Annotated in this window: 14 protein-coding genes and 1 pseudogene; 10 read left to right on the plus strand and 5 right to left on the minus strand. The window is 69.6% G+C overall.

Features of this window, described 5'->3' with window-relative positions; translation table 11 throughout:
- Nucleotides 1-260: 260 nt before the first annotated feature.
- On the plus strand, nucleotides 261-1,214 hold the full coding sequence (locus ACWD4J_RS32000; protein WP_451398961.1) for an ABC transporter permease: 954 nt from the start codon (nucleotides 261-263) through the stop codon (nucleotides 1,212-1,214).
- 75 nt (nucleotides 1,215-1,289) lie between these two features.
- Here the strand turns inward: ACWD4J_RS32000 and ACWD4J_RS32005 are convergent, their stop codons facing one another.
- A complete protein-coding gene (locus ACWD4J_RS32005) occupies nucleotides 1,290-3,653 on the minus strand; it encodes a SpoIIE family protein phosphatase (protein WP_451398962.1) in 2,364 nt (787 codons plus the stop codon).
- 437 nt (nucleotides 3,654-4,090) lie between these two features.
- On the opposite strand from ACWD4J_RS32005, the gene ACWD4J_RS32010 reads away from it, so the two are divergent.
- Nucleotides 4,091-4,591, plus strand: a complete 501-nt coding sequence (locus ACWD4J_RS32010; RefSeq protein WP_451398963.1) for a luciferase domain-containing protein — start codon at nucleotides 4,091-4,093, stop codon at nucleotides 4,589-4,591.
- A 59-nt stretch (nucleotides 4,592-4,650) separates the two neighbouring features.
- On the opposite strand, the gene ACWD4J_RS32015 is transcribed toward ACWD4J_RS32010, so the two are convergent.
- Nucleotides 4,651-6,957, minus strand: a complete 2,307-nt coding sequence (locus tag ACWD4J_RS32015) for a beta-xylosidase/alpha-l-arabinosidase (RefSeq protein WP_451398964.1) — start codon at nucleotides 6,955-6,957, stop codon at nucleotides 4,651-4,653.
- Nucleotides 6,958-6,999: 42 nt separating this feature from the next.
- Nucleotides 7,000-8,031, minus strand: coding sequence for a LacI family DNA-binding transcriptional regulator (locus ACWD4J_RS32020; protein ID WP_451398965.1), 1,032 nt, complete (start codon nucleotides 8,029-8,031; stop codon nucleotides 7,000-7,002).
- A gap of 217 nt (nucleotides 8,032-8,248) precedes the next feature.
- Between ACWD4J_RS32020 and ACWD4J_RS32025 the strand changes: the two genes are divergently transcribed.
- The 3 genes from ACWD4J_RS32025 (at nucleotide 8,249) to ACWD4J_RS32035 (ending at nucleotide 11,393) form a co-directional block, all read left to right on the plus strand.
- Complete coding sequence (locus ACWD4J_RS32025) at nucleotides 8,249-9,568, plus strand: extracellular solute-binding protein (protein WP_451398966.1); 1,320 nt, start codon at nucleotides 8,249-8,251, stop codon at nucleotides 9,566-9,568.
- Nucleotides 9,569-9,648: 80 nt separating this feature from the next.
- The gene (locus ACWD4J_RS32030) at nucleotides 9,649-10,494 is read left to right on the plus strand and encodes a carbohydrate ABC transporter permease (protein ID WP_451399002.1); all 846 of its coding nucleotides are present in this window, start codon (nucleotides 9,649-9,651) and stop codon (nucleotides 10,492-10,494) included.
- Nucleotides 10,494-11,393 carry a carbohydrate ABC transporter permease gene (locus tag ACWD4J_RS32035; protein WP_451398967.1) on the plus strand — a complete coding sequence of 300 codons (900 nt, stop codon included), beginning with the start codon at nucleotides 10,494-10,496 and terminating at the stop codon, nucleotides 11,391-11,393. Before ACWD4J_RS32030 ends, ACWD4J_RS32035 begins: the two co-directional genes overlap by 1 nt.
- Nucleotides 11,394-11,671: 278 nt before the next feature.
- Here the strand turns inward: ACWD4J_RS32035 and ACWD4J_RS32040 are convergent, their stop codons facing one another.
- The gene (locus ACWD4J_RS32040; RefSeq protein ID WP_451398968.1) at nucleotides 11,672-12,178 is read right to left on the minus strand and encodes a MarR family winged helix-turn-helix transcriptional regulator; all 507 of its coding nucleotides are present in this window, start codon (nucleotides 12,176-12,178) and stop codon (nucleotides 11,672-11,674) included.
- Nucleotides 12,179-12,299: 121 nt separating this feature from the next.
- Between ACWD4J_RS32040 and ACWD4J_RS32045 the strand changes: the two genes are divergently transcribed.
- On the plus strand, nucleotides 12,300-12,431 hold the full coding sequence (locus tag ACWD4J_RS32045) for a hypothetical protein (RefSeq protein ID WP_451398969.1): 132 nt from the start codon (nucleotides 12,300-12,302) through the stop codon (nucleotides 12,429-12,431).
- Here the strand turns inward: ACWD4J_RS32045 and ACWD4J_RS32050 are convergent.
- Nucleotides 12,406-14,056, minus strand: a pseudogene (locus ACWD4J_RS32050) (IS200/IS605 family accessory protein TnpB-related protein). The gene ACWD4J_RS32045 and the pseudogene ACWD4J_RS32050 overlap by 26 nt on opposite strands.
- A 196-nt stretch (nucleotides 14,057-14,252) precedes the next feature.
- Between ACWD4J_RS32050 and ACWD4J_RS32055 the strand changes: the two are divergent.
- The 4 genes from ACWD4J_RS32055 to ACWD4J_RS32070 all read left to right on the plus strand — a co-directional run bounded on the left by ACWD4J_RS32055 (nucleotide 14,253) and on the right by ACWD4J_RS32070 (nucleotide 17,647).
- Nucleotides 14,253-15,023: an LLM class flavin-dependent oxidoreductase gene (locus tag ACWD4J_RS32055; protein ID WP_451398970.1), complete on the plus strand. Its 771-nt coding sequence runs from the start codon at nucleotides 14,253-14,255 to the stop codon at nucleotides 15,021-15,023.
- Nucleotides 15,024-15,194: 171 nt separating this feature from the next.
- Nucleotides 15,195-15,782, plus strand: a complete 588-nt coding sequence (locus ACWD4J_RS32060; protein WP_451398971.1) for an isochorismatase family protein — start codon at nucleotides 15,195-15,197, stop codon at nucleotides 15,780-15,782.
- A 111-nt stretch (nucleotides 15,783-15,893) separates the two neighbouring features.
- Nucleotides 15,894-17,012 carry a CE1758 family FMN-dependent luciferase-like monooxygenase gene (locus ACWD4J_RS32065; RefSeq protein ID WP_451398972.1) on the plus strand — a complete coding sequence of 373 codons (1,119 nt, stop codon included), beginning with the start codon at nucleotides 15,894-15,896 and terminating at the stop codon, nucleotides 17,010-17,012.
- Nucleotides 17,009-17,647, plus strand: a complete 639-nt coding sequence (locus ACWD4J_RS32070) for an FMN reductase (RefSeq protein WP_451398973.1) — start codon at nucleotides 17,009-17,011, stop codon at nucleotides 17,645-17,647. Before ACWD4J_RS32065 ends, ACWD4J_RS32070 begins: the two co-directional genes overlap by 4 nt.
- Nucleotides 17,648-17,678 lie beyond the last annotated feature (31 nt).

The following is a 17,678-nucleotide window of genomic DNA, read 5'->3' on the forward strand; positions in this document are numbered from 1 at the left end:
GCCCTGCCCGCAGCCTCGGCGGGAGCACACCACCGAAGGGGCCCCGGCCCCGTTGACACCGGAAAGTCCCTCACCCCATGCACCACGGCACCACGTTCCCTCCCGGCGCACCGTCCCGGGTCACCCCTCACGATCCCGGTGCGAACCCCGTAGTCGATCACCCGCGACGCGCCAGGCACGCGCTGGTCGACTCCGAGCGCGGCATTCCCGCTCCGGTGCTCGCCGCGGCCGCCGGCGCCCGCAAGGCGATGCTCGTACCTGTGGTCACCGCGCTGGCGATCGGCACCGCGTTCGTCGCCATCTATCTCGCGGCGTTCCACGCGCCGTCAGTGCGTCATCAGCCCTTGGGCATCGCCGCATCCGACAAGGTGGCCGCCCGCGCGGAACTCGCCCTCAACAACGCGGCACCCGATGGGTACAGCTTCTACCGCTACCCGGATGCCGAGGCCGCTCGCCAGGCCGTCACCCACGACGAGGTCCCGGCAGCTCTGGTCGCCGACCGCCGAGGCACGCGTGTTCTGGTGGCCGGCGCGCAGGGGCCGTCCACGGTTTCCGGCCTCGCCACGGCGATGACGACTGCGGTCGGGAAGCCCGTTCCCGTGAAGGATGTGCTGCCCCTGGCAGCGGGGGACTCGCGCGGGCTGTCGGTGTTCTACGCGTCCTTCGGCGTGGTGCTTGCCGGCTTCCTCTTCGCGGTGTCCTCGTACGGGATCGCTCCGCGCCTGCGGCTGTCCGTTCGCGTCGTATCGATGCTGGTCTTCTCCGCCGCCTCCGGCGTGATGGTCGCGCTGATCGCGCACACCGCCCTGAACGCGCTGCCGGCATCGTTCGCCGTGGTCGCCGTCGTGGTGGGCTTGCTGGCCTGGGCTTGCGCCGCGGCTGCCGGGCTGCTGCTGCGCTTGTTCGGGCCGCTCGGCATGCCGGTGGCCTCGGTCGTGCTCCTGATCCTCGGCAACGCCGCCTCCGGGGGAATCCTGCCGGCGACTTTTCTGCCCGCGTGGCTCTCCCCACTGGCTTCGTTCATGCCTCCGGCGGCGGCGGTACGGGGTCTGCGGGGCGCCGCCTATTTCCACGACACGCATCTCACCGGAGCAGTGCTGACCCTGGCCGCATGGGGCTTGGGCTGCCTAGCCCTCCAGTACGTTCTGGACGTAGTCGCCGCCCGCCGCACGCCGGTTGGGTCTCCGGGCGCCGTCGTCGGCGCCGGGCAATGAGATCGAGGGCGGTCGGGGGAAGGACCGGCAGCAGCCCGCTCGCGACACAGTGCACCGGCTGACGCGCCGAGCCGCTCACTTCTCCGACAGGCACTGCTCCGCCCAGATCGTCTTGCCCGCCCGGGTGTAGCGCGTGCCCCACCGCTGGGTCAGTTCCGCGACCAAGAACAGACCACGGCCGCCCTCGTCGTGCAGCCGTGCCCTGCGCAGGTGCGGACTGGTGCTGCTGCCGTCCGAGACCTCGCACACCAGGGTCTCGTTCCTGATGAGCCGGAGACGGATCGGTCCGGTGGAGTGCCGAACGGCGTTGGTGACCAACTCGCTGACGACCAGTTCGGTGATGAAGGCGACGTGCTCCAGCCCCCAAGAGCGGAGCTGCCGCGTGGCACGTCGGCGGGTCTCGGCCACAGCAGCGGGGTCGACGGGAACATCCCATTCGGCAACCCGGTCCTTGCCGAAGACGCGCGGCCGGGCCAGCAGCAAGGTGCTGTCATCGCCTGCTGGTTCGGGATTCATCGTGCGCAGGACACCGTCGCACAGCGCGTCGAGTGAGGACGACCGCTGCGTCAGGGCGCGGCGCAACTCGTCCGTCCTCTCGTCCACGTCGCCGGCGGCGAGCAGGCCGTTGGTGAACAGTGCGAGCAGGCTCCCCTCGGACAAGGTCACTTCGGCTGCCTCGAACGGCAGGCTGCCCAACCCGAGCGGTGGGCCGGCCGGCGCGTCGACGACACTGCTCGTGCCGTCCGGATGGACCAGGATCGGAGCCGGGTGACCGGCGCGAGCCAGGGAGCAGGTCCCGGCGACGGGGTCGTAGACCGCGTACAGGCAGGTGGCTCCCACATCGCCGGGGATCCCGTCGGCGATGTCGCTCCGTTCGGCGGCGTCGTGGGTCACGATGTCGTCGAGGTGGGTGAGGAGTTCATCGGGCGGCAGGTCGATGTCGGCGAGGGTACGGACGGCGGTGCGAAGACGCCCCATGGTCGCCGCGGCGGGGATGCCGTGGCCGACGACATCGCCGACGACCAGGCCGACCCGCGCTCCCGGCAGCGGAATCACGTCGAACCAGTCTCCGCCCGCCTGAGCGTCGCCGCCCGCGGGAAGGTAGCGTGCGGCCGTCTCCGCGGCCGCGTGCGGGCCAGGGGCAGGCGGCAGCAGCGCGCGCTGCAGCGCCAGCGCGACGCCACGTTCGCGGGTGAACCTGCGCGCGTTGTCGATCGAGATGCCGACCCGCGTGATCAGGTCCTCGGTGATGGCCAGATCGTCATGGGTGAACGGCTCACGGTGCGGCGCGCACCTGAGGAAGAGGGCCGCTCCCAGAACGGTGTCCCGTGCCCGGATGGGGACTGCGATCAGCGAGTGCAGTCCGCTTTCCTGCGCCCGCGCCGCATGAACGGGATCTTCGGCGAACCAGCCGGTGATGGCGGGGTTGGTGACGTGGTGCAGTTCCGCGTGGCCGGTGACCAGGCATCGGGCGACGGGCGACGAAGCAGGATGGTATGCCGTCTCGCCCTGGGCGGCGTGCTGCCAGGACACCAGGCTCGCCGCCCCGACGGCGGCCCGGTTCAGCCGGACGGGGCCCGGTGTGACCGGCAGGGGCAGGTCGCCCCGGACAACGGCATCCAGCAGGTCGACGCACACCACGTCTGCGAAGCGAGGCACCGTGACCTCGGTGAGTTCGCGGGCGGTGCCCGCCACGTCCAGGCTGCTGCCGATGCGGGTGCGGGCCTCGCCCAGCAGCGCGAACCGCTCCCTGGAGTCGTATTGCTCGGAGTAGTCGTACGACGACACGGCCGCGCCGCGCACCCGGCCGGACGCGTCCTCGAGCGGATAGACGTCCATGGTCCAGGCGTGCGCTCTCGACTCGCCCGGCAGCCTGACAAAGTGCTCGACGAACTCCGGCTTGCCCGTCTCGAGAACCCGTCGGATGCGGTTCACGATGTCTTCGTACACGTCACCCTGGGCGATCTCGGTGATGAGTCTGCCCCGATGCTGCTCCTCGGGGTAGCCCGTCACCCGCACCAACGCCTCGTTCACATGGAGTAGTCGCGCGTCTGGACCGCATACCGAGAGCGGGAAGGGATGCTGGTCGAACGCCCACCCCTTGAGCGGCTCCCGCGCGGCCGCGTCCTGAGCCGCGTCCGGACGCGCCGTGAGCAGGAAACCGGCTTCCCCTCCGTCCTCCGACAGGGGAACCACGTGCACCTGGGCAGCCAGTGGACGGCCGTCGCGATGCCGGGGCCCGCCCTCTGCTTCGGTGAACAGATCGGCGAGTGGTCTGCCGACGATCTCTGGCGCAGTGTGCCCCCAGAGCACCCGGGCACCTTCGCTCCAGTGGGTGATGCGGCCGTCGGCGTCCGCGACCACGACCGCGAGGGCCGTGTCGAGGACGGTGCCGGGCGGCAGCGGTCGGTGCTGCCCCGGCGGCTCATGGGACTTCATCGTCGTGTCCTGTCCCGCCTGTGATTACGGTCAACGATGCTCTGCGGCACAGGCCGGCAGCAAGCCGGGCGGTCGCACCGCGCGCCGTGGAGCGCGAGAGCCCGGAGCATGGTCGACCAAATAGCCGCCGCGTGGCGGCCGACAGCGGTTCATCGAGGTGAGCCGTGGGTTCCCCCGCTAAGCGCGAAAGTGCTGGCGGGGTTGAGGCTGACCGCGCCGCCTGCAACGGCCGCTGGTGTCCTGGCCGGTCGGTAAAGCGAGGAAAGGGGGAGTTTGACGGAGCAGCGTAGATTGGGCGGCCAATGAAGCGTTAAGGGTGTGACTCCTGAGAGGCCCCCATGACTGCCCTCCTCATTATTCACGGCGGCTACGCCCTCCCGCCGGACCGCACCCGCACCCCGGATGACCAGCAGCTTCGCCGGAAGGAAGGACTAGACATGAGCAGCGGCACGGCGAAGGAGGCAGGCCTGCCCGAGCGGTCGGGCCACCGCCCGCGCACCACCCCCGCCACCCCCCACATACAGCTCGACCAGTACGCGCCCCCGGCCCTCCAGCAGGAGCTGTGGCGCCTGATGACAGGTCTGCCGGGCGTGACGAGCGGCCGCAGTGGCATCTCGCTACCGCACACGCGGGCGCTGCACCTCGACCCCGGGCTCGCCCTGGGACCCGCCGATGCGTTCATGGTCGGAACCGAGTTCGCCCACCTGCACGGCGACGGGAGCGGAAGCCTGCATGTGGCCCTGCCCTCCGCCCGCGCCGCAGAGGCGATCCGGACGGGATGGGCGGAAGAACACCCGGTCGTCGCCATGGGCCTGGGACCTGAAACCTGGGTGATGCTGTACGGGCCGCAGGACGACGGCGAACTGGCTGTCGTCTGGCAGCTCGTCCAGGAGAGCCATGCCTTCGCATGCGGAGAGGCATCGCCATCCCGCGCGTGAAACTGAACGGCTGTCCGGCCCGTCACGGCGACGTGAGGGGCCGGACAGCCGTTGCGGTTTCAGTCCACTTCCACCGCCGTGTGCAGGACACGCTCAGCGCCGACCGTGCGGACGGGACCGGTCAGGTGGAACGTGCCGCGCAGCCGGACATCGGTGCTGGACGAACCGACCATCACCGAGATCTCGCCCGGCTCGACGATGCGGCGCATGTCCGCCCCGGTGTAGGCGAGCCGGTCCGCATGCAGCCGGAAGGCGACCCGGCGCTGCTCGTCGGGCGCGAGGCTGACGCGCGCGAATCCAGTCAACTGCGTGACAGGCCGCGGGAGTTCCGCGACGGGGTCGGCGGTGTAGAGCTGGACGACCTCCGCGCCGGCCCGGTCACCGGTGTTGCGCACCAGGCAGCTGATCTCGACCTCGCCGCCGGTCGGGATGTGCTCGGCGCCGACTTCGAGCCCCTCGTAGGCGAAGGTCGTGTACGACAGCCCGTGCCCGAAGGGGTACGCCGGCGTGGGGTCGAGGTTGCTCACGCCCTCGCTGTTGCCGCCCAGCGGAGCGTGGAGGTAGGTGGCGGGCTGACCGCCCCGGCTCCTGGGGACCTGCACAGGGAGCTTGCCCGACGGAGTGACCCGCCCGGACAGCACGCCAGCCAGCGCGGACCCGCCCTCCTCGCCGGGGAAGAAGGCCTGGACGACGGCGGCCGCGCGGTCCGCGTAGGCACCCAGCGCGTAGGGCCGGCCGGAGACGACGAGCAGCACGACCGGGGTGCCGGTGGCCAGCAGCGCCTCGACCAGCTCGTCCTGGACGCCGGGCAGCGCGAGGTCCTCCGCGTCGCAGCCCTCACCGGAGGTGCCGAGCCCGAAGAGTCCGGCGCGGTCGCCGACCACGGCCACGCACACGTCCGCCTGCCGGGCCTGCTCGACGGCCGCATCGAAACCACTGCGGTCGATGTCCTTGACGGGGCAGCCCTGTTCGTACGCGACCCGGGTCCCCGGCAGCTCGGTGGTGAGGGCGTCGAGCAGCGAGCGCGTCTCGATGCCGTTGTCGTAGCCCGGGTGGTGGGGGAGGACGTGGTTGGGGAAGGAGTAGCAGCCGAAGAAGGCGTTCGGGTCGTCGGCGCAGGGGCCCACGAGGGCGAGGGACGGTGTGTCCTGGTCCAGGGGCAGAATGCCGTCGCGGTTGTCGAGCAGGACGATGCTCTGCTCGGCGAGCTCGCGGGCGATCGCGCGATGGGCCGGTGGATCGAAGTCGATCGGCTCCTCGGTGTCGACCTCGGGGCTGAAGTCGGCGTCGAGCAGGCCGAGTTCCGTCTTCTGGCGCAGGACGCGGCGTACGGCGCGGTCGACGAGGTTCTCGGAGACGGTGCCGGCCCGGACGAGTTCGGCGAGCGGTTCGCCGTAGCACAGGGTGTCGGGCAGTTCGACGTCGATCCCGGCCGCCAGGGCGCGGGCGCCGGCCTCGCCGTCCGTGGCGGCGATGCGGTGCATGGTCCGCAGGAAGGCGATCGACCAGTAGTCGGAGACGACCGTGCCGTCGAAACCCCACTCTTCGCGCAGGGTTCCGGTGAGCAGCGACGGGTCGGCGCCGGCCGGCATGCCGTCGACGTCGGAGTAGGAGTTCATTACCGAGCGCGCCCCGCCCTCGCGCAGCGCCATCTCGAACGGCGGCAGGATCACGTCGGCGAACTCGCGGCGCCCCATGGAGACCGGAGCGTGGTTGCGGGCGCCCTTGGAGGCCGAGTACCCCGCGAAGTGCTTCAGCGTGGCGATGATCCCGGCGCTCTCCAGCCCGCGCACATAGGCGCTGCCGGTCATGCCGATCAGGTACGGGTCTTCGCCGAGGGTCTCCTCGACCCGGCCCCAGCGGTAGTCCCGTACGACGTCCAGGACGGGGGAGAGGCCCTGGTGGACGCCGACCCGGCGCATGCTGCTGCCGATGGCGTGGGACATGCGCTCGACCAGGTCCGGGGCGAAGGTGGCGGCCCAGGCGAGGGCGGTGGGGAAGACGGTGGCACGGTAGGTGGTGAATCCGGTCAGGCACTCCTCGTGCGCGATGGCCGGGATGCCGAGGCGGGTGTTGTCCATCAACTCACGCTGAAGATGGGCGAGTTGACGTGCTCCCTCGGTCGGCTCGACTGGGCGGGTGCCGAACGGCCGGGTGAGGTGGCCCAGGCCGTCCTTGCTGGCCGAGGCGAACTCCGTCTGGCGGGCGAAGACGTCCTGCATCGGAGCGACGTTGCCGCTGACGCGCTCGACGCCCGGCCAGGCGCTGCCGAGCTGGGCGAGCTTCTCCTCCAGGGTCATCTCCGCGAGGAGGGCCTCGACCCTGTCGTCGCGCGGGCAGGCCGGATCGGCCCAGGGTGTGGTCATGGTGCGTCCCTTGAGCTGGTGGCGCATGGCGCCGGTGTGGGGTCAGGTGTGGCTGGGGGGTGGGGCCGTGGACGCCCGGACCACCAGCTGGGTGGCGAGTTCCATCCGGTGGCTGTCCAAAGGCTGTCCCGCGGCGAGCCGCAGCAGGCTGCGCAGCGCGGCGCGGCCGATCTCGGCGAAGGGCTGGCGGACGGTGGTCAGGGGAGGGGCGGAGGTGGCGGCCGCGGCGGTGTCGTCGAAGCCGACGACGCTCACGTCCTCCGGCACGCGCAGGCCGCGCACACGGGCCGCCTCGATGACGCCGAACGCCTCCAGGTCGTTGCCGGTGAAGACGGCCGTGGGCGGATCGTCCAGGGCAAAGAGCTCCAGGGCGGCCTGGTAGGCGGGTCCGAACTGGAAGGCGCCCCGCTTGATGAGCCTCGGATCGGGCGTGATGCCGGCCCCGGTGAGGGCGGCCTGGTAGCCGTGCAGCCGGGCGGTGTTGCACAGGGCGTCGTGCCGGCCCTCGATCATCGCGATACGGCGGTGACCGAGCCCCAGGAGGTGTTCGGTGGCGGCCATGCCGCCGCTGAAGTTGGTGGCGCCGATGCTCGGCACGCTCTCGTCGGGCACGTTCATCGGATCGATCAGCACCAGCGGAATGCCCGACTGAGCGAACTGGGCACGCTGTTGCGGGGTCAGTTCGGAGGTCACCAGGATGACGCCCTCCCGTCCCGCGTTCGTGATCTTCCTCGTCCAGGCCGCGCCCAGCGGATCCTGGGGTGCGACGCCGATGACGACGTCCACGCCCGCCTCGGCCGCTGCCTCCGTCACACCCTGGGTGATCACCAGGTTGTTGGGGTTGACCAGCTGGTCGAAGGTGAGGTCGATGATGCGCACCGGCGACTGGGCGCCGCCCGGGCCACGGGCCACGTAGTCATGTTCGACCAGCAGCCGCTCGATGCGCGCCCGGGTCTCGGGCGACACGTCGCTCCGGCCGTTGACCACCTTCGACACGGTGGCCACCGAGACCCCGGCCGCTTCGGCGATACCGGTCAGGGTCGTCCGGCTCCGCTCGACGGCTCTCTTCGCCATGCTGATCCTTTCGAAGGCTTACGGGGAAGCTAGCGCAAGCTTTCGCGCCGGTCCAGAGTGGGATTTTGTGGTGAAGATTAATCTCGTGGACATCTTGACCCGGCCGAAAGACCCACCTACTTTGTCGGCCACGAAACACAGAGGTTTCGAAAACTTACGAACCGCTGCGCAGAGCCGCGAAGCACGTACGAGCCTCTGGAGAGCGAAGGAGCTCACGATGGCCACGAGAATCCCCACCCGCATCCTGGTGACCGCCGGCGCGGCGGCCCTCGCCCTGACGGTAACGGCCTGCGGCAGCAGCGGGCGCACCACCAGCTCCGGTTCCGGCGACGGGGCGCTGGTCTGGGCCCTCACCCAGGGTTCCGAGGCGACCTTCCGCGCCTCGGCCACGGAGTGGAACAAGGCCCACCCCGACAGCAAGGTCGACTACCAGTTCTTCCAGAACGACCCGTACAAGCAGAAGCTGCGTACGGCCGTCGGCGCGGGCAACGGCCCGGTGCTGTTCGAGAACTGGGGCGGCGGCGCCCTGAAGAACTACGTCGACGCCGGCAAGGTCGCCGACCTCACGCCCGACCTGGACAAGAACCCCGAGTGGAAGAACCGCATCTTCCCCTCGGTGCTGAAGTCCGCCACCATCGACGGCAAGGTCTACGGCGTCCCGGTCAACGGCGTGCAGCCCGTGGTCCTGTACTACAACAAGGAACTGTTCGAGAAGGCGGGCGCCAAGCCGCCGAAGACCTGGGACGATCTGCTCGCCCTGGTGAAGAAGTTCAAGGCGAAGGGCATAGCCCCGCTGTCCATGGGCGGCGCCTCGAAGTGGCCCGACCTGATGTGGCTGGAGTACCTGGTCGACCGCGTCGGCGGCCCGGACACCTTCGCCGACATCGCCGCAGGCAAGAAGGGTGCCTGGTCCGACCCGGCCGTCCTCAAGTCCGCCCAGATGATCAAGCAGCTGGTCGACGCCGGCGGCTTCGCCAAGGGCTTCACCTCCGTCTCCGCCGACGCCGGACAGGCCGAGGCCCAGGTGTACACCGGCAAGGCCGCGATGATCCTGCAGGGCAGCTGGGCGTACGGCACCATGGCCACCGGTTCGCCCAAGTTCGTCTCGGAGGGCAAGCTCGGCTGGACCGGCTTCCCGGCGGTCTCCGGCGGCAAGGGCGACGCGACGAACATCGTCGGCAACACCGCCAACTTCTTCTCCGTGTCGGCACAGGCGAGCGCCAAGGAGAAGAAGACCGCCGTGTCGTACCTCAAGGACGGCGTCTACAAAGACACCTACGTCGACAACCTCCTCAAGAACGGCGACGTACCGCCGGTGAAGGACCTCGACGCCAAGCTCAAGTCCACGAAGAACGCGGACTGGACGACGTACGTCTACAACCTGACCCGCGACGCGAAGAGCTTCCAGCTCTCCTGGGACCAGGCGCTCAGCCCCGAACTCGGCGACGCGCTGCTGACCCACCTCGACCAGCTCTTCCTCGGCCAGATCACCCCGCAGCAGTTCTGCGCACAGATGGACCAGGCGGCGGCGAAGTGACCCTCACCAGCGCCTCGAAGGCGCCACCCCGCAGGCGCGCCGGCACGTCCCGCGCGCGCGGCGACGGCCCGCCGTTCCTCATGGCCCTGCCCGCGCTGCTGCTGTTCGCCCTGTTCGCGCTCGTGCCGATGGCGATCGTGGTCTATCTGAGCTTCACCCGCTGGGACGGCCTGGGCAGCCCCGCCTGGGCCGGCTTCGACAACTGGCACGAGGCCCTCACCAGCGACGTCACCCGGCACGCCCTGTGGCTCACTCTCAAGATGATGGTCATCTCCTGGGTGGTGCAGACCCCGCTCGCCCTGCTGCTGGGCGTGTTCGTCGCCGGGAAGCAGCGCTACCGCGCGCTGCTCGCCGTCTTCTACTTCGTCCCGCTGCTGATCTCCACAGCGGCGATCGCCATCATCTTCAAGAACCTGCTCGACCCGAACTTCGGCCTGGGGGCGACGCTCCATCTGCCGCTCCTCGACAAGGACTGGCTGGGCGACCCCCAACTCGCCTTCTATGCCCTCGTGTTCGTCATCGCCTGGCAGTTCCTGCCCTTCCACACCCTGCTCTACCAGGCCGGGGCCCGGCAGATCCCGGCCTCGCTGTACGAGGCCGCCTCGATCGACGGAGCGGGCCGGATCAAGCAGTTCTGGCACATCACGCTGCCCCAGCTGCGCTACACGATCGTCACGTCCTCGACGCTGATGACCGTCGGCTCCCTCACCTACTTCGACCTCGTGTTCGTACTCACCGGCGGCGGTCCCGGCTACTCCACCCGCATCCTGCCGCTCGACATGTACATCACCGGCTTCCAGAGCAACCAGATGGGTCTCGCCAGCGCCGTCTCCGTGGTGCTCGTCGTGGCCGGACTGGTCCTCTCTCTCGCCCTCGTCCGGTTCTCCGGTTTCAGCCGGATGCGCAGCCAGCAGGCAGGTATGTGATGTCCGCGCTCTCCCACGCCCCGTCCACCGACTCAGCCGCGGCACCCTCCGTACGCCGGCCGGGCCGCAGCCGCTTGTGGCGGCTGCGCCGTACCAACCCGCTCGGCGCGCTGGGCGGTCTGGTGTGGCTGGTGATCGTGCTCGTGCCCGTGTACTGGGTCGTCGTCACCAGCCTGCGCACCCGCGACGGCTACTTCGACGCCAACCCGCTCTCCGTTCCCTCGCACCCGACCCTGCAGAACTACCGCCAGGTCCTCGACAACGGCTTCGGGCACTACCTGCTCAACAGCCTCGTGGTCACGGCTGGCGCGACAGTGCTCACGCTCGCGGTGTCCTTCCTCGCCGCCTACGCCATCGTGCGCGGCACCAGCCGCGCCCTGCGCTGGACGTTCAGCGTCTTCCTGCTGGGGCTGGCCATCCCTCTCCAGGCCACGATCATCCCGGTGTACTACCTGATCGCCAAGGCGCAGATGTACGACACCCTGCTCGCGATCGTGCTGCCCTCGGCCGCCTTCGCGATCCCGATCACCGTGATCATCATGGCCAACTTCCTGCGGGACATCCCCGACGAGCTGTACGAGTCGATGCGTGCCGAAGGCGCCGGCCACTGGCGCATGCTGTGGAACCTGGCCCTTCCGCTGTCCCGCCCGGCGCTGATCACGGTCACGATCTACGACGCGCTGAACGTCTGGAACGGCTTCCTGTTCCCGCTGATCCTCACCCAGAGCCCCGACAAGCGCGTCCTGCCGCTGTTCGTCTGGAGCTTCCAGGGCGAGTTCACGATCAACGTGCCCGCGATCCTGGCCGCGGTCGTCCTCTCCACCCTGCCGATCCTCGCCCTGTACGCCATCGGCCGGCGCCAGCTCATCAGCGGTCTCACCGCCGGATTCGGCAAGTGAGCGCACGTCAGCCGCGTCCTGCGGAAGGCCTCACTCCGTGACAGGAACACCGGCAGGGCCACGAGCCCGAGGAGGTCCGCATGCCGGACTCCCCGGGCAACGGCTGCACCCACGAGGCGCTGGAGGTGACCCACTGCCTGCGGGCCGGCGCCACCGAGTCGCCGTTCGTTCCGCTGGATGGCACCCTCGCGGTCATGACGACGCTGGACGCCGTACGCGAGAGCATCGGCGTCCACTACCCGGGCGAATGCGACTGCCGGGTGCGTCCGCAACAGCGGTCAGCAGATGACCGAGGGATCGCCGGCGTCGGCGGAGGTGTTGGTGAGGTTCGCCTCGATGCGGGTCAGGACCCGCATCGCCTGCTGGTACTCCTCGTCCGTGAACCCCGCGGCCGTGATCGACTCCAGGTCGCGCCAGGCCTGAAGGACCCGGTCGCGCAGGGCCTGGCCCGCGCGGGTGGCGTTCACGACGACCGCCCGGCGATCGTGGGGGGAGGGGCTGCGGGTGACGAACCCGGACTGCTCCAGGCGCTGCAGCATCTTGGTGACGGTGGACGGATCGAGGCCCAGCGTCTTGATGAGGTCGGCCTGGCGCTGTTCGCCCTGTTCCCATAGCTGCATCATCAGCAGCTCCTGCCCGGGGTACAGGCCGGTCTCGCGCAGCAGATTGCCCGCCATGATCCGGTGCACACGGGCGGCGCGGAAGATGGCCTCGCTCATCGGAGCCTCGGCGACGGTCGGTACCGCATCATCTTTGGCCTGGACCGATTCGGACGCTGGCGGCATGGTTGCTGGTCCTCCTTGCGTGGCACGCGATTCGCTTGTCGTGGAATCATCTCACCCATACTAAATTGGTCGGCCAATAGAGTGGTGTGGGTGACCAGTCCCCGGCCTACGGAGTGGACACATGACCCTGCCCGTGCTGTTCGGTGCGAACGTCGATCCGGTGTGCGGCCAGGGTGATCAACCCCTGCGGTACGCCCTGCTGGCGGACCGTGGCGGCCTGGACTTCGTCACTGTTCAGGACCACCGTTCCTAGAGGCTGAGCGGGAGTGAGTTCTGTTGCCGGAACTCATGCTCAGCCGAACGCCCCGAACGGTGTTGGGCGTTCTGGTTCCCCGCGTTCGCTCCGCTTCCGGCGCGCACGGATCGTGTCCGTGGCCCGGGGATGCGGGGGCGGGGTTCCTCACGCCCGGAGGTCCCCGGTGCGGCCTGGACGGTCCGATGCCCGCATCCATCGCTCTGGTGGGTGCGGGGCGGTGCCGTCCGTCGCCGGATCGGATGCCCCTGGGCGCGCCTGCCGATCGCCACGGCTGCCGCATCGTGGCGTGTGGTCTTGCGGCTGTTGCTGGTCAGTGGGGCCTGCCAGTGCTGGGCTCCCACTTGCTGGTGTATGCGGGATCGACCGCGATGATCGCAATGTCGGTGGCGTCGGCCATCGAGGTGAGCCGGGCGCGCAGCTTGCCTGTGGGCATGCCGGAGATGAGGTGCCGGAACTTCTTGTTGCGGCCGTGCTTCTCGCGGGTCTTCTCCGCGGCGAAGTCCAGGTCCTCGATCGCGATCGCTGTCACGCCGCAGGTCTGTGCCCAGTGCAGCAGCCGGGTCAGGGCGTGACGGACTTGGGCGTCGCGATGCTGGGCGGTGCCGGACAGGTCGTAGAAGAACCGGCGCGGCTGGCCACTCGGGTTGCCGCAGGTGTCCAGGCGCCAAGCGGCCAGGTGATCGGCGTTGGTATCCACACCGATCACCCCCTGGGCCAGGGTGGCCTCAATGGGGATCATCGGGGTGGGAGGGATCTGCCAGGACGCGGTGAGGTACCAGCGCCCCCGTACCGTATCCAGGTGGATGCGGTAGGCCACGGCCCGGTTGGCTGCCACGCGGTCGGCCCACTCGGTGCCCCGGTGCGAATACCCGACGCGAGCGGCCAGGACATACCGGCCATACGGAGCGTTGGCGAACTCCGCAAGGGGTGCGGGCAGTTTGATCGACACCTCGCCGCCGGGGGTGACGCGGATGGTCTCGTTGCCGTACCGCTTACCCGACTCCCCGTCCGCCTGCAGGAACCAGCGCGACGCTTCCCACCGCTGCCGCCATGCGGTCCCGGTGAGCTGCGCGGCGTCAAGGTTGTGCCGAGCGCGTGCGAGTCGCTTCCCGCCCCGCACGACGCGCACGCGTCCGGCCTCAAGCTCGGCACGCTCGCGCTCCAGCCGGTCCTCCAGGGCGGCCAGGCGGCGGGACTTGGCATGCCACTCCTGGGCGGAGCGGTAGCCGCCCGGCGCGTTCTTCGAGCCGCGCACGCCGATGGGGAGGGACAGCCGGTGACGGATGGCCGCAATACCGGCCTGAAGGGACTGAAGGTGCGCCATCTGGCACCTGCGCGCCAGCCCCCACTGATCATGCGACGCCTTCGTGATCGCTCCGGCCCAGCGCGACGACGACACACACCTCAGCTCCCGCTTGCGGGCCGCCCACGTCTGCGCGGAGTGCTCCAGAGCGTCCCGGCAGCGGGCGGCCAAATCCCTCGAAGCGAGCGAGCCCAGATGCGCGCCGACCAGGCCCAGCATCTTCTCGTCCCCGGGCGTCAGGTGCCCCAGCCGGGCACGGATCGCCACACCGGTCGGCCCGGACGCAACGAACGGCTCCGCCTTGCCTAAGCCCGCCCATCCGCCACCCCCGACCCAGCTCCGACCCCAAGACCCCGTCACCGCATCCAACGAAGCCCGCCACTAAAGGTCACGCATTCGACACCAGCACCCCCGTTCCCATCCCGACAGGCCGACGCCATGGGCCAACAGGCACGCCACACCAAAGACGGACGACGCTCACTCCCCCTTACCAAAACGCACTCGAACACACTCCAGTGGCAGCAGCACCGAACCCCCATCAGCAGGCGTTCCATGACACGTGGACCTTGATGGCGTTCCTGGCGGCCCGCACCGAACGGGTGACCTTCGTCCCCACGGTGGCCAACCTGCCGCTGCGGCCGCCGGCGATGCTCGCCAAGGCCGCGGCCAGCTTCGACCTGCTGTCGGGCGGGCGCCTGCAGCTGGGTCTGGGTGCGGGGGCCTTCTGGGAGCCGATCGCGGCCATGGGTGGTCCGCGTCGGAGTGAGAAGGAGTCCGTCGACGCGCTGGTCGAGGCCATCGACGTGATCCGGGCCGTGTGGAGCGGTGAGCGGACGGCGCGGGCGGGCGGTGAGCACTACCGCGTGGCCGGCATCCACCCGGGGCCCACGCCGTCCCGGTCGCTGGGCATCTGGCTGGGTGCGTACGGGCCCCGCATGCTGGAGCTGACCGGTGCCAGGGCCGACGGATGGATTCCCTCTCTGTTCTCTCTCGGGCTGGACCGCCTGGGCGATGCCGTCGCCCGCCTCGACGACGCGGCGACGCGCGCGGGCCGCGACCCAGGCTCGATCCGCAAGGTCTACAACCTCAACGGCATCATCGAACCGGCCTCCAGTGGTGACTTCCACGGTCCGGTCGGGCAGTGGGTCGAGCAGATCACGCAGGTCTGCCGCGATCACGGCATGAACGGGTTCGCCTACTGGCCGGACGGGGATCACGAGCGGCAGTTGAGCGTGTTCGCCCACGAGGTGGTCCCGGCTGTCCGGCAGGCTCTCGAGACGCCCTGAGTGCAGGCCGTCGCGGTGTCGCCGGTCCGTTTCCTAATTTCTGTCCCGCCGGGGGAATACGCGCCGCGTGACGTACGCTGAGGGGAACGATTGGTCGGCAAACTAAATCGGCCCGGCCGATACGTGGCTCAGCCGGCAAGGCTGGCCCGTACGTTCAGAGAGGTCTTCCTCATGTCCGCACAACCCTTCACTGCCGACAACACGGCCATGCTGCTCATCGACCACCAGGTGGGCACCATGGGATGGGTCCGGTCCATCCCCTTCGAGCAGATGAAGGCCAACGCCCTGGCGCTGGCCCAGACCGCCAAGGCCGTCGACATCCCGCTGGTGCTCACCTCCTCCATGGAGGAGTACGCCCAGGGCCCGCTGCTGTCCGAACTCGCGGAGATCGCCCCGAAGGAGTTCGAGGCGCGCATCAAGCGCCTGGGCGTCGTCAACGCCATGGACGACGAGAACTTCGCCGCCGCGGTGCGGGAGACCGGGCGCAAGAAGCTGATCATCGCGGGTGTCACCAACGACGTCTGCACCGTCTACCCCACCCTGACGGCCCTGCAGCTCGGTTACGACGTCCAGGTCGTCGCCGACGCGGGAGGCTCCCCGACGAAGATGGCCGACGACATCGCCATCCGCCGCATGGAGAACGCCGGCGCCACCATCACCTCCACCATCCAGCTCCTGGCCGAACTGGCCCAGAACTGGACCAGCGAGCGCGGCGGCAAGATCATCCCGTTCGTCATGGGGCTCATGCCGCAGCAGTGACCGAACGGAGTGAGGGGCAGGCGGTCGGCCCGCCCCTCACCCATGCGCCTCGCGGTCTTGTCCTGCCGCGCACCTCAGAACTTTCCCCCATCCCAGCACCCGGAGCCCCCAGTGCAGTTCGGCACGTTCTCCATAGGCGACGTCACCCCCAACCCCACCACGCGCAGGCCGCCGACCGAGCAGGAGCGGCTGAAGGCGATAGCCGCGATCGCGGTCAAGGCCGAAGAGGTCGGCCTCGACGTCTTCGCGACCGGCGAGCACCACAACCCGCCGTTCGTCTCCTCCTCGCCCACCACCCACCTTGCCTACATTGCGGCGAAGACCAGCCGGATCATCCTCTCCACCTCGACGACGCTGATCACCACCAACGACCCGGTCAAGGTGGCTGAGGACTACGCGGTCCTCCAGCACCTCGCCGACGGCCGCGTCGACCTGATGCTGGGCCGAGGCAACACCGGCCCCGTGTATCCCTGGTTCGGCAAGGACGTCCGGCACGGCATCCCGCTCGCCATCGAGAACTACGCGCTGCTGCACCAGTTGTGGCGCGAGGAGTACGTCGACTGGACGGGCCGCTTCCGCACCCCGCTGCAGTCCTTCACCTCGGTCCCGCGGCCGCTCGACGGCATCCCGCCGTTCGTCTGGCACGGCTCGGTCCGCAGCCCCGAGATCGCCGAACAGGCCGCCTATTACGGCGACGGCTTCTTCGTCAACAACCTCTTCATGCCCAAGGACCACTTCCGCCGCCTGATCGGCATCTACCGCGAGCGCTACGCCCACTACGGTCACGGCACCGCAGAACAGGCGATCGTCGGCGCCGGCGGAATGGTCTTCATCCGCAAGAACTCGCAGGACGCGGTAGGTGAGTTCCGCCCGTACTTCGACAACTCCCCGATGGCCGGGCACGGTCCGACGATGGAGGAGTACATGGAGCAGACACCGCTCATCGTGGGCAGCCCGCAGCAGGTCATCGAGAAGACGCTGACCTTCCGCGAGCACTACGGCGACTACCAGCGCCAGCTCTTCGCCGTCGACACCGGCGGTATGCCGCTGAAGTCGGTCCTGGACACGCTCGACCTGCTCGGCGAGGAGGTCATACCCGTCCTGCGCAAGGAGGTCGCCGCCCTGCGGCCCAGCAACGTTCCGGATGCGCCCACCCACGCTTCCCTGCTCGACGACCGCGAGGCGCTGGTGTCGCCGGCCTCTGAGAGCTCTGAGGAGGGGGCCAAGTGAGCACCCGCGAGCCACTGCGCCTGGCTGTCGTATCGGCCGGCCTGAGCGTCCCCTCGTCCACCCGTCTGCTCGCCGACCGGCTCACCGAGGCGGTTCGCACGGAACTGGCGGCGGAGCGCGAGGTCGAGGTGAAGATCGTCGAACTACGCGACCTGGCCGTCGACATCGCCAAGAACTTCGCCTCCGGCTTCCCCTCGCCAGAGCTGTCCGAAGCCATCGAAGCGGTCACCTCGGCCGACGGACTGATCACCGTCACGCCGGTGTTCACCGCCTCCTACAGCGGTCTGTTCAAGTCGTTCTTCGACGTCATCGACAACGACGCCCTCACCGGCAAGCCCGTGCTGGTGGCCGCCACCGGCGGGACCGGGCGCCACTCGCTCGCTCTGGAGCACGCGTTGCGTCCGCTCTTCGCGTACCTGCGTGCGGTGGTCGTACCCACCGCCGTGTACGCGGCGTCGGAGGACTGGGGAGGCAACGGCGACTCCCTCACCGACACGCTGCCCCGCCGAATTGCGCGTGCGGGCAGGGAACTGGCCGGTCTCCTGCGCGACCTCCCCGGGGGTGGCGGCCAGGCGGCCGACGACACGGACGTCGTGCCCTTCGCGGAGCAACTGGCCGCTCTGCGGCCAGAGTAGACCGCGAAAGCGTGGGGGAGCGGAGCGAGAT

This window comes from Streptomyces sp. NPDC002577 (assembly GCF_053594815.1).

Coding starts and splice junctions, on each gene's coding strand:
- ACWD4J_RS32005 (WP_451398962.1), bottom strand. CDS start 3,653: ATGAAGTCCCATGAGCCGCCGGGGCAGCACCGACCGCTGCCGCCCGGC.
- ACWD4J_RS32010 (WP_451398963.1), top strand. CDS start 4,091: ATGAGCAGCGGCACGGCGAAGGAGGCAGGCCTGCCCGAGCGGTCGGGC.
- ACWD4J_RS32015 (WP_451398964.1), bottom strand. CDS start 6,957: ATGACCACACCCTGGGCCGATCCGGCCTGCCCGCGCGACGACAGGGTC.
- ACWD4J_RS32020 (WP_451398965.1), bottom strand. CDS start 8,031: ATGGCGAAGAGAGCCGTCGAGCGGAGCCGGACGACCCTGACCGGTATC.
- ACWD4J_RS32025 (WP_451398966.1), top strand. CDS start 8,249: ATGGCCACGAGAATCCCCACCCGCATCCTGGTGACCGCCGGCGCGGCG.
- ACWD4J_RS32030 (WP_451399002.1), top strand. CDS start 9,649: ATGGCCCTGCCCGCGCTGCTGCTGTTCGCCCTGTTCGCGCTCGTGCCG.
- ACWD4J_RS32035 (WP_451398967.1), top strand. CDS start 10,494: ATGTCCGCGCTCTCCCACGCCCCGTCCACCGACTCAGCCGCGGCACCC.
- ACWD4J_RS32040 (WP_451398968.1), bottom strand. CDS start 12,178: ATGCCGCCAGCGTCCGAATCGGTCCAGGCCAAAGATGATGCGGTACCG.
- ACWD4J_RS32045 (WP_451398969.1), top strand. CDS start 12,300: ATGACCCTGCCCGTGCTGTTCGGTGCGAACGTCGATCCGGTGTGCGGC.
- ACWD4J_RS32060 (WP_451398971.1), top strand. CDS start 15,195: ATGTCCGCACAACCCTTCACTGCCGACAACACGGCCATGCTGCTCATC.